This window comes from Tissierella pigra, from assembly GCF_009695605.1.
In the GTDB taxonomy this organism is placed as follows: domain Bacteria; phylum Bacillota; class Clostridia; order Tissierellales; family Tissierellaceae; genus Tissierella; species Tissierella pigra.
In genome coordinates, this window is record NZ_VUNQ01000001.1 from 135,053 (window position 1) to 147,063 (window position 12,011).

The 12,011-nt window shown below is 29.3% G+C and carries 15 protein-coding genes; all 15 read right to left on the reverse strand.

The window, feature by feature from the left end; translation table 11 throughout:
* Positions 1–4 precede the first annotated feature (4 nt).
* The 15 genes from rseP to FYJ83_RS00795 all read right to left on the reverse strand — a co-directional run bounded on the left by rseP (position 5) and on the right by FYJ83_RS00795 (position 12,011).
* Positions 5–1,009, reverse strand: a complete 1,005-nt coding sequence (gene rseP / locus FYJ83_RS00725; RefSeq protein ID WP_154438106.1) for an RIP metalloprotease RseP — start codon at positions 1,007–1,009, stop codon at positions 5–7.
* Between the two features lie 16 nt (positions 1,010–1,025).
* The gene (locus FYJ83_RS00730; RefSeq protein ID WP_216585153.1) at positions 1,026–1,802 is read right to left on the reverse strand and encodes a phosphatidate cytidylyltransferase; all 777 of its coding nucleotides are present in this window, start codon (positions 1,800–1,802) and stop codon (positions 1,026–1,028) included.
* Complete coding sequence (locus FYJ83_RS00735; protein ID WP_154438108.1) at positions 1,803–2,552, reverse strand: isoprenyl transferase; 750 nt, start codon at positions 2,550–2,552, stop codon at positions 1,803–1,805.
* A gap of 50 nt (positions 2,553–2,602) precedes the next feature.
* On the reverse strand, positions 2,603–3,160 hold the full coding sequence (frr, locus tag FYJ83_RS00740) for a ribosome recycling factor (protein ID WP_154438110.1): 558 nt from the start codon (positions 3,158–3,160) through the stop codon (positions 2,603–2,605).
* Positions 3,161–3,162: 2 nt separating this feature from the next.
* Positions 3,163–3,876, reverse strand: a complete 714-nt coding sequence (gene pyrH / locus FYJ83_RS00745; protein ID WP_154438112.1) for a UMP kinase — start codon at positions 3,874–3,876, stop codon at positions 3,163–3,165.
* 67 nt (positions 3,877–3,943) lie between these two features.
* Positions 3,944–4,591, reverse strand: a complete 648-nt coding sequence (tsf, locus tag FYJ83_RS00750) for a translation elongation factor Ts (protein WP_154438114.1) — start codon at positions 4,589–4,591, stop codon at positions 3,944–3,946.
* Positions 4,592–4,663: 72 nt separating this feature from the next.
* Positions 4,664–5,371, reverse strand: coding sequence for a 30S ribosomal protein S2 (rpsB, locus tag FYJ83_RS00755; protein WP_154438116.1), 708 nt, complete (start codon positions 5,369–5,371; stop codon positions 4,664–4,666).
* A 149-nt stretch (positions 5,372–5,520) separates the two neighbouring features.
* Complete coding sequence (locus FYJ83_RS00760) at positions 5,521–5,955, reverse strand: hypothetical protein (protein ID WP_154438118.1); 435 nt, start codon at positions 5,953–5,955, stop codon at positions 5,521–5,523.
* Between the two features lie 12 nt (positions 5,956–5,967).
* On the reverse strand, positions 5,968–6,294 hold the full coding sequence (locus FYJ83_RS00765) for a hypothetical protein (protein WP_154438120.1): 327 nt from the start codon (positions 6,292–6,294) through the stop codon (positions 5,968–5,970).
* Positions 6,295–6,305: 11 nt separating this feature from the next.
* Positions 6,306–7,685 carry a DUF342 domain-containing protein gene (locus FYJ83_RS00770; protein ID WP_154438122.1) on the reverse strand — a complete coding sequence of 460 codons (1,380 nt, stop codon included), beginning with the start codon at positions 7,683–7,685 and terminating at the stop codon, positions 6,306–6,308.
* 10 nt (positions 7,686–7,695) lie between these two features.
* Complete coding sequence (locus FYJ83_RS00775; RefSeq protein WP_154438124.1) at positions 7,696–8,445, reverse strand: sigma-70 family RNA polymerase sigma factor; 750 nt, start codon at positions 8,443–8,445, stop codon at positions 7,696–7,698.
* Between the two features lie 20 nt (positions 8,446–8,465).
* Positions 8,466–8,954: a chemotaxis protein CheD gene (locus FYJ83_RS00780; RefSeq protein ID WP_154438126.1), complete on the reverse strand. Its 489-nt coding sequence runs from the start codon at positions 8,952–8,954 to the stop codon at positions 8,466–8,468.
* A 1-nt stretch (position 8,955) separates the two neighbouring features.
* Positions 8,956–9,570 (reverse strand): chemotaxis protein CheC, encoded by a 615-nt coding sequence (locus FYJ83_RS00785; protein ID WP_154438128.1) that lies wholly within the window; start codon positions 9,568–9,570, stop codon positions 8,956–8,958.
* Between the two features lie 11 nt (positions 9,571–9,581).
* Positions 9,582–10,013, reverse strand: coding sequence for a chemotaxis protein CheW (locus FYJ83_RS00790; RefSeq protein ID WP_154438130.1), 432 nt, complete (start codon positions 10,011–10,013; stop codon positions 9,582–9,584).
* A 12-nt stretch (positions 10,014–10,025) separates the two neighbouring features.
* Complete coding sequence (locus FYJ83_RS00795; RefSeq protein WP_216585152.1) at positions 10,026–12,011, reverse strand: chemotaxis protein CheA; 1,986 nt, start codon at positions 12,009–12,011, stop codon at positions 10,026–10,028.

Here is a 12,011-nt window from a genome sequence, read left to right on the forward strand (position 1 = left end):
CCTATTAAAAAATATTGAATTTAATTATATCTTTGTAAGTTACTAATATCATTAAGGAAATCAATAAAACAAAGCCAATAAAATGGATAAAGCCTTCTTTCTGTGGATCTATAGGTTTACCTCTAACTAGTTCTATTAATAAAAATACTACTCTGCTACCATCTAAAGCTGGTATTGGTAATAGGTTAAAGAACCCTAAGTTTATACTAATAAATCCCAGAAAATATAATAAATTGTAAATTCCTTGTTTCGCAACAACTCCCACCTCGTGTATTACACCTACAGGGCCGGATAAATGCTTCAGCCCTACTTCTCCTTTAAAAATCATAGAAACAGTAGTAAACATTAGTTTTAAAAACATACCTGTTTTTTCAAATCCACCTTTTATTGCAGATCCTATGGATTTTTCTGACCTTGGAACTATACCTATTATAGTTCTATCATCTTCTACAGTAGGCTTGACTTCGATTATTTTAGTTTCATTGTCTCTTTGTACTTCTATTTCCATTTCCTCATTGGAGTCAGCAGAATTTATGGAGTTAACAACGCTATCCCAATTCGGGGTAGATTTATTATTTATCCTAATAATAGTATCTCCTGATAATAAACCACTTTTTTCTGCTGGTGAGTTTGCTATTGTATCTTCTATTGTAGTCGTAGGAGTACCTTGACCATACGATACAATGGCTAATATTACAATGGAAAGAACAAAGTTCATAATGGCTCCAGCTACTACAACAGCTATCCTTGATAGTGCTGGTACTTTATTGAATCCTCTAGGATCGTTAGACTCTTCATCTTCACCTTCCATTTTTACATATCCACCAATTGGTAAAGCCCTTAGTGTATATTCTGTTTCTCCTTTTTTCTTTTGAATCAGCTTTGGTCCCATACCTATGGAAAATTCATTTACTTTGATTCCTACCATTTTAGCCACAGCAAAATGACCAAATTCATGTACTAATATTACTACTAAAAAGACGAATATGGCTGATACTGCCGTTAACATTTGACCACCACCTATATTAAATTAAAAAAATACTAATATAATAGTATATTACAGGAGCTGTTAATATTATACTATCAAATCTATCTAATACACCACCATGACCTGGCATAATAAATCCATAATCTTTGATTCCGCATAATCTTTTTATCCTTGAAGCAACTAAATCACCTATTTGTGCTATTATAGAACCAAGTACTGCAAGTAATATTAATTTCCACATAGGAGCTAATCTAAAGGATATAGAATATATTATTGTTAAAATAATACTTCCAATGATTCCACCTATAGATCCTTCTACAGTTTTATTTGGACTAATTTTAGGACATAATTTCATTTTTCCAAATAGATTTCCTGCAATATATGCGAATGTATCTGTTCCAAAAGCTATAATAAAAATCAACCAAATATACTTTGTTTTATCTAAATATGCAATATGAAACATTAGAAAAGGAATATATAATATCCCTAAAAAAGTTACAGATATGTCTTTTATTGATATATTCTTATTCATCATAATCAAAATAAGTAAGATAATAATAATAAAAGTAAATACAAGACCCAAATATTTGTTCAATAAAATCGCATTTATAAATAATCCTGTTGCTCCTAAATAACCTACAATATAGACAGGCATAATATCAATCTTTTCTAAGGCTTTATATAATTCCCTTAAACCAACGATTGAAACTATGTAAATAGCAAAAGATAATAAATTTTCACCTTTTGAGACAATAAAGATCAATAGGATTAAACCAATTAAACCACTAACAAACCTCTTACTTAAATCTTTCACTTATATTCCTCCAAATCGTCTATTTCTCTTTTGATAATCAATAATTGATAACAGTAAATGTTTTTCTGTAAAATCGGGCCATAGTACATCAGATAACCAAAATTCTGTATAAGCTATTTGATATAGCATAAAATTACTAATTCTTAGTTCTCCACTTGGTCGAATAAGCAAATCAGGATCTGGTTGCCCTTTAGTATAAAGATAATCGGAAAATTTATCTGCATTTAAATCATTTATATCTATTTTACCCATTTCTACATCATTTAAAAGATTTTTAATTCCAAATATAATTTCATCTCTGCCACCATAATTTAAAGCAATATTTAAAATCATTCCAGTATTTAGGGAGGTTTTTTCTATGGTTTTTATTACTTCTTTTCTTGCAAATTCAGGCAATTTATTAATGTCACCCATTATTTGTACCTTAACATTATTTTTATGCAGTTTATCTAATTCTTTTGCTATGTATTGAACTAAAATTTTCATCAATCCTTGAACTTCTTCCATTGGTCTTTTCCAATTTTCAGTAGAAAAGGCATAAAGAGATAAATACTTTATCCCTAAATTAGAAGCTGCACTAACAATCTCAATTACTCTTTCCATTCCTTCCTGATGTCCAAAATTTCTCGGTAAAAATCTTTTTTTTGCCCATCTACCATTTCCATCCATTATTATCGCAATATGTTTAGGAAGTTTTTCTATATTAATTTGGCTTTTTAATTCCTCTATAGTTTGATTTATAACATTCATAATATCACCTCATTACCAAAAACCCCTTCCTATTGAGAAGGGGTTTTTTACTATATTTCCATTAATTCATCTTCTTTTTTCTTTGTAATAAGATCAAGTTCTTCAATGAATTTATCTGTTATCTTTTGAATTTCATCTTCAGCTAATTTCTTATCATCTTCACTGATTTCCTTGTTTTTTTCCATTTTCTTTAGCTGTTCGTTTAAATCTCTTCTTATGTTTCTAATTGCAATTTTAGCATTTTCACCATTTTTCTTAACAACCTTAGTTAAGTCTTTTCTTCTTTCTTCAGTTAAAGTAGGAATAACTAATCTTATTAATTTTCCATCATTTGTAGGAGTTATTCCTAAATCAGATTTTTGTATCTCCTTTTCAATTACAGGAATTAATTTTACATCCCAAGGTTGAATAACCAACAATCTTGGTTCTGGAGCAGAAACGCTTCCTACTTGTTTTAGTGGTGTAATTTGTCCATAGTAATCCACCGTAATCTTGTCAAGTAATGCAGGATTTGCTCTTCCAGCTCTAATGCTTTGTAATTCTTCTTTGTAAACTGAAATAGTTTTGTTCATTCTTTCTTCAGCTTCTGTGTAAAGTTTAGTATACATAATTAATCCTCCTTTACATGTGTTCCAATTTTTTTTCCTAAAACAACATTAATAATATTATTTGGTTCATCAATGCCAAATACAATTAAGGGAATCTTATTATCCATACATAGAGAAGTTGCAGTAGAATCCATTATACCAAGACCTAAGTTTAATATATCTATATACTTTAAAGTATCAAACTTTTTCGCATTATTATTTATTTTAGGGTCTGAATCATACACACCATCTACACCTTTTTTTGCCAATAATATTACTTCTGCCTCTATTTCAGCAGCCCTTAAAGCTGCAGTGGTATCTGTTGAAAAGTAAGGATTACCAGTTCCTGCAGCAAAAATAACAACCCTACCCTTTTCTAAATGTCTAACAGCTTTTCTTCTTATGTAAGGTTCGGAAATTTGTCTCATTTCTATAGCAGATTGAACTCTAGTATCAACTCCTATATTTTCAAGAGAGTCTTGCAGAGCAAGAGAATTCATTACTGTCCCCAACATGCCTATATAATCAGAGGTGGTTCTGTCCATATCATTAGTTGACCTACCTCGCCAAAAATTTCCGCCACCTACTACTATAGATACTTGTACACCTAGGTTGTGTAATTCTTTAACCTCTTTAGAAATTTGATTAATAGTATCTACGTCAATTCCAGCTCCCTTATGACCCGCTAAGGCCTCGCCACTTATTTTTAAGACTACCCTTTTAAATATCGGGTCCATTGCACTCACTCCTAATGTTAAGTATATTGTTATTTAAATGGAGAACAATTATCTGTTCTCCATTTAATTACATATTCATTTGTTTTGCAACTTCATCAGCAAAGTTTTCTTCTTTTTTCTCGATTCCTTCTCCAACTTCAAATCTAACAAATCTTCTTATTTTTATATTTTCACCTATTTTAGCAATTTTCTCATTTAATAAATCTTTAATCTTAACATCTGAATCTTTAATAAAGTTTTGATCTAATAAGCATATTTGCTCAAAGAATTTTTCTAATCTACCTTCAACCATTTTAGCTGCAACATGTTCTGGTTTACCTTCATTCATAGCTTGCTGAGTAAGTACTTCTCTTTCTCTTTCAATCTCTTCTTCACTAACTTCTTCCCTTGATACATATTTTGGATTTGAAGCTGCAATTTGCATAGCTATATCTTTAACAAATTGTTGGAATTCCTCAGTTTTAGAAACGAAATCTGTTTCAGAGTTTATCTCAACTAAAACACCTATTCTTCCACCATGGATATATGATTCTACTAATCCTTCTGCTGCTATTCTACCTGATTTTTTCGCAGCTTTAGATAGTCCTTTTTCTCTTAGTAAATCTATAGCTTTCTCTATATCGCCGTTGGTTTCTACCAAAGCCTTTTTACAATCCATCATTCCAGCGCCTGTTCTTTCTCTTAACTCTTTTACTGTTGAAGCACTAATATTCATTTTATCCCTCCTATATTGTTAAAAATGGTAAGAGCATAAGAGGATTTACCCCTTTTAACTCTTACCCCACTTTTACTCTTCTACTATTTCTATTTGTTCTCCTTGTTTAGCCTCTAAAACTGCATTTGCTATGGTTTCAGTTAATAATTTAACTGCTCTTATAGCATCATCATTACCAGGAATAACATAATCCACTTCATCTGGATCACAGTTAGTATCTACTATAGCAACAACAGGTATTCCAAGAATATGAGCTTCTTTTACTGCTATTCTTTCTTTTCTTGGATCAACAACAAATAGAACATCTGGTATTCTATTCATATTTTTAATTCCACCAAGGAACTTTTCTAATCTTTCTTCTTCATGTTTTAATTTGATAACTTCTTTTTTAGGTAATAAGTCAAATATTCCTTCTTCTTCCATCTTACCTAGTTCATGAAGTCTATCCACTCTATTTCTAATAGTTTTATAGTTTGTTAGCATACCACCAAGCCATCTTTGATTAACAAAGTGCATATTACATCTTTGTGCTTCACTTTCAATTGCTTCTTGGGCTTGTTTCTTAGTACCTACAAATAATACTTCCCCACCATTAGCCACGATTTCTTTAACGAAATCATAAGATTCTTCTACCTTCTTAACTGTTTTTTGTAAGTCAATAATGTAGATTCCATTTCTTTCAGTAAAAATATACTGCGCCATTTTAGGATTCCATCTTCTAGTTTGATGTCCAAAATGAACTCCTGCTTCTAGTAAACCTTTCATTGTAATTACTGACATACTATTCACCTCCAAGTTTTTTTCCTCCATTCCTTTCATATAATAAAGGAACCCTTAGGCACTACCTTTATTATCATGGAATGTGTGTAATCACTATAGTAGTATAACATATGGTAAATTGTAAAGCAATGTTTTTTGTATAAATATGTCTATTTTTTTATTTCGTAAATTTTTAGTATAATCTCAATTTCTCTAATTCCCTTATTTAGCTTTTTTGCTATTTCTTCTTTTGTTAATCCAATTTCCTTCAATTCAATTACTTTTTTATGAATAGGTATTATATTTGAAATTTCATTTGATTCATTATCTTCAACTTTTATATTTTTATCTTCTATATCTTTATTCTTTATATCTTTTAAAATTTTATTGTTTATTTTATTATCTATTGCGTCCAGTTTATATTCAATTATATCATCAAAGTTTCCAGCAATTTCTTCTGTAAGTTTATAATATTCTTTTAGCTTATTTTCTATTGAGTCTAAATTATTTACTAATTTATTTTGTTTTCTAATATCCTTGAATATAAGGTAAATTGAAAAAATAACTAAAATTAACCCAATTATATTTAAAATAATGTTTAACATCTGGCACCCCTATTATATACGTATATCAATATTACTTCCTATATTTTTATATTTAATTTGTTCTTTTTCTTCTTCTGTAGATTCAGACATGGATTGTGATCTGTTTTTTTTATTATGTGGAGTTTCTTGATTTTTGTCTCGTTTCTCATCTGTAATTCTCGTATTACTGCTTTTATTTGTATCTATAATCTTCTTTTGATTTTTTTTTATATTCTTTTCTTGTTGTATGAATCCACTTTCTACAATGTTTCGATTTTTCATATTTTCTATATGCTTATTACTTGATAACTCTTGAGTTCTTGGAAGCATTACATTATGATCAATAGGTTTAATAGACATACTATCACTCCTTAATATGTTCCTACTCTTATATCACCATTCTCTCTATAAAATCTACACCTTTTCATTTCATCCCTTATGTACATATAACTGTTTCCTATTATAATTTTAACTCCAGGATAAACAGTGTCTGCAACCATAATTTGTCCTCTAGATAAGTCATTTACTTGGTCCTTAAGCTGATTTAATTCCCTTTCTATCTTACTAGTTTCCATACTTAAAGTAAGCTGTCCTTTTATAAGGTTATTATATAATTGAGCTTTACTATCATCTAGTTTATTGGAACGCTTTAAGGTTTCTAAGACTTTTAAAGATTGATTTATTTTTTCCAAATTTTCCTTAGATACTTTTAGTTTGCTGCTTAACTCTTCATACCTATATTTAATATCAGGATCAACACCTACTTCTAACACAGTAGTAGTAGCCATAGATGATCCTATAATTCTAGCTCTGATTTCATTTTTCGCTTTACAGGTTCCACCTACAATTAAACCTTTTTTCCCTAAAACAAGGATATTAGATTTTGATGTAACAGTACTATGCATAATAGCTTCAGCTGTTATATTTTTTCCACAACTAATTACAGCATTTTCAATAAATTTAGTAGAGATATTTCCCTTGGTATTTATAGTTAATCTACTATAACCTTGGATTCCTTGACGTATTAGAATATCACCTTCTGATTCAATATAACCACCCTCTAATGCTCCTTTTACTTCAACAGAACCAGTAGATTTTAAAATAAATCCATTTAGTATATCCTTGTTTACAATTACATTACCATTAAAGTTTATATTACCTGTGCTACTGTCTATATTATCTATACTTAATACAGAAGACACCATAACTCTACCATCATTTAATTCTACTAATCCATCTGATTCCGATTTTAAAAAGAGACCATCAAAAGAAACACCTACATTTTTACCATATTTAAATTTAGGTACCTTTCCCTTAACATGTGGGATTGAATCACCATCTACCCTTATTCCATCTACTCCCTCTACTGGTGATATAATTTCAGCTAAAATATCATCCTTAGATACAGTATTTACAGAATCTAATTCTTTGTAATTTACAGTGCCATCCGGATTTAGTTTAGGTAATAAGGGTTTTTCTAAGTCAAAATAATATTTTATACTACCATCTTGACCACTAATAGGTGGTGTACCCTCAGCAATACAAACTTTCTCATTAACTATATTGCTTTTTAATGCTCTTTTTAAGTCTTCTTCATTTAAACCATGTTTAATATATTGTTTTATATTATTTAATATTTCAATATAATTTAATTTTATATCTTCCTGATCATTTTCTTCTTTTAAAGTAATATAACCAAGTAATCCGTCCCTGCTAATCTCTAGAATTATGTTGTTATATATATTATACATACTCCACCTCCTATAGACCTCTAACTATACCTCTTTTTTCCAATGAACTCTTAATTTTCAAAATAGCTTTACTGTGTATTTGGGAAATTCTAGATTCTGAAAGCTCCATAATATGTCCTATTTCTTTATAAGTTAATTCCTCATAGTAATATAAAGAAATTACCGTTTTTTCACTCTCATTTAAGGAATCTATGGAGTTTGCCAATATTTCCTTTAACTCTTTTGTTTCATAGACTAATTCTGGCGTTACCGTATCATGTTCAATTTCTAAAGGATAACCTTCTTTTGTTAATAATATTTCTTCTAAGGAAGAAATATTAAATGTAGCTATGTCAGATAATAACAATTCTAATTCATTTAAGGAAATTTGTAAATGTTGGGCAATTTCATCATTAGTCGGACTTCTTCCTAGTTCATTTTCAAGATATGAAATTGAGTTTTGAACATCCTTTGACTTTTTTCTCAAGGACCTCGGTATCCAGTCTAATTTTCTAATATTATCAATAATAGATCCTTTTATTCTAATTTGTGCATAGGTTTCAAACTTAATGTTTTTAGTTATATCAAATTTATCAATACTATCTATTAATCCTAATATACCATATCCTAATAAGTCATCATACTCTATCTTACTGCCATAAAAATTATACATTCTTCCTGCAACAATTTTCACTAAAGATACATAATTTTCTATTAGGATTTTTTTTACTTCTTTATCTTTGGTATCATTGTATTTTATCCATAAATTGTTTATATCCATCTTATTTCCCCCCATGGAAATTATATTGTTTTTTCTCCATGGCCAATAGTCTTAACTTGTAATGAACCATCTGTGGAATTTAATATTATAGTTCTACCAAAATTTCCTCCTGTATCCTCTGAAACTATTTTAATATTCAATTCTTTTAGCTTTGTCTTAGTAGCAAGTACATTTCTTTCGCCAATTTTTAAGATATCATTATTAGAATTAAAATTAAACATCTGAGACCCACCAGCTATTTTAGCTATTAAATTGTTTTTATTGGCACCTATTCTAATCATTGAGTCTAATAATTCTTCAATACCTGTGTCTGCAAACTTAGCTTTATTTTCATTATTTTTTATGTCCCTACTGGAAGGTAGCATAATATGAGCTAGTCCAGCAATCTTATTTGTTTTGTCATATAATACAATTCCTACACAAGAGCCCAAGCCTAGTGTAGTCAAATTATTAGGGCATTTAGTCACATTCAAATCAGCCATTCCAACTTTTATAGTTTTTATATCCATTCTATTTTACTCCCAGTGCAACTAATATTTTATCAAAAGATTCTAAGTCTGGAAGGAAGAATAGATTTCCAGACACTAGGTTTCTTTCTTCTTCAAAAACAGTCTCTACCATCAAGGCATGATCTGATACATGTCCGTATTGAATAGCTGGCACACTAAGAATAGCGCCTGCCATATCTATAGAAATTGATGGAACAGATATAAAGACCTTTAGCCCCGTAAGAGAAGATAAGGAGTTAGCATAAGATGATGCTATAATATTTCCTACTTCTGATAAAGCTGATATATCCATATCATCAAGCTCCTGACCTTCTTTTTCTCTATTATAAAGTAAATTTGTTAAGTTGATGGCAGAATTTAAATCTAATGCAAACATCATATTGCCTACTACATCTTCTTGAAGTTCAAAATAAATTCCAATTACTAGATTCTCTTCTCCTCCTAATATTTCCGCAACCTCTTTAAACTCCATAATACGTACATTAGGAACTCTCATATCTATTTTTTTAGCTATCATACTTGCCAAAGCAGTAGCAGCATTTCCTGCACCTATATTTCCTAACTCTTTAAGCACATCTATCATAAAATTATTCAAATTTTCTACATTAATAGTCATATTAGACACCCCTAATACTCTAGTATTTTTGATAACTCTAATAATATTATTAATCTATCAGTTAATTTACCAATTCCATATACATAAGATAAATATTCATTATCAGAAGAAACAGGGGTATTGTCGATGACTTCCTTGTCTATCTCTATAACTTCAGAAGATGAATCAACTATTAGTCCTGCTAATACTTCATCATCTGAAACTATAATTATACGAGTATTATTGTTTATCTCCTTTGGCTTAAGATTAAGTTTTAATCTTAAATCTATTAACGAAATAACTTCTCCTCTTAGATTAATAACTCCCTTAACATGACTTGGAGCATTGGGAATTCTAGTGGATTCTTCCATTTTTTCTATAGAAATAACTTTACTAATAGGGATTCCATAATATTCCTTTTCTAATTTAAATACTACATATTTATTATCTATTGTATCAGTCATATTGTCTCCCTCCTATATTAGTGAATTAACATCTAATATTAATGAAATTTTTCCATTACCCAAGATTGTAGCACCAGATAAGTATTTTACACCACTTAAATATTTACCTAAGCTTTTAATAACAATTTCTTGTTGTCCGATTAAATTATCTACTATTAACCCAGCTTGTTTTTCACCTTTTTTAACTACTACAACTATTAAATCTTCTTTTTCATCATTATCTGAAATATCAAGTACATCTTTTAATCTTATGATTGGTAAAGTCATACCTCTATAAAGTACGATTTCTTGACCTTGTACATCTCTAATTTGGCTCTTTGATATATTTACTATTTCAGTAATAGAACTTAATGGAATAGCATATATCTCATGACTTAATTTTATAAGCAACGCTTGAATTATCGCTAATGTTAAAGGAATTCGAATTATAAACTTTGTACCTTTACCTTGAACACTGACAACTTCTATATTACCATTTATTGCTTCAATTTTACTTCTAACAACATCAAGCCCTACTCCTCTTCCTGAAACATCTGATATAACTTCTGATGTACTGAAACCTGCTTCAAATAATAGATTAATACTATCCTCCACTGATAAATTTTCAGCTTCTTTTTCATCTAAAATTCCTTTTTCAATAGCTTTTTTTCTAATAGCATTATGATCTAGACCTTTACCATCATCTTCAACCTCAATCACGACATTATTTCCATCAGGATAAGATTTAAGAACAACAATACCTTTTTCTTCTTTTCCGTTTTTTAGTCTATCAGCAGGTAATTCAATTCCATGGTCAATAGAATTCCTAATTAAGTGAATCAATGGATCTCCTATTTCATCTATTACAGTTCTATCAACTTCAGTCTCTTCTCCACTCATCTCCAATGATATTTCTTTGCCAAGCTCTTTAGACAAATCTCTTACTAACCTTGGAAATCTATTAAATACTCTTTCTATAGGAACCATTCTAACTTTCATTACAGCATCATGTAAACTAGTGGTTATTCTTTCTAAATATTCTATGGTCTCTGATATACCTTCACCAGTAGTTTTTTCACTTAAATCATCCATTCGAGTTTTAATTATTATTAACTCGCTGACTAAATTCATCAAATTATCTAATCTTTCAATATCTACCCTAACAGTTTTTCCAACTTTTCCTTGATTACCTTGGGAAGCCTTTTCACTTTTATCATTTTTGGGTAATTTCGTATCAATGGTTTTTGTTTCATTTACAATGATTTCTTCTCTATAATCTTCAATTTCAAAGTCTGATAAATCAATTTTTTCCACCTCTGAAATTTGATTTAGCTCCTTTAATATATCAGATTTTTTATTAGCACTTACTATAATAACAGAAAATCTAAAGTCAAATTTCTCGTCTTCAATATCTTCTACAGAAGGATTAGAATAGATAATTTCTCCAAAAGTTTCTAAAGTACTGAATACAATAAAAGCTCGTGCTGACTTTAACATACAAGACTCACTTAAAGTAAAATCTATTTTATATATAAACAGACCTTCATTTTTAGCTTTATTTACAGCCTCCATAATAAATCCATCAATTTTATCTTTTGTTTCTACTTCAGTATTTCTTTCAATTTCATTTTCATCATTTAAAATATTTCTTAATTTACTTATTAGGGGTTCATTTGTATCACTACTTTCTACTCCAGTATTGATAATTGTACCTACTGAGGAATCTAAAGCATCAAAACATTCAAATAAAATATCAATTATATTCTCTGAAATTTTTACTTCATTACTCCTTACTGCTTGTAAAACATTTTCCATTTCATGAGTTAAATTAGCCATATTATGAAATCCCATTGTACCTGACATTCCTTTTAGAGTATGAGCTACTCTAAAAATTTCATTTATACTTTCTATATGAGAAAAATCCTTTTCTAACTCCAGTAAAACATCATTCATATTTTGTAAATGCTCTTTTGCTTCTTCAACGAATATATTTATATATTGACCAATATCCAAATCCAT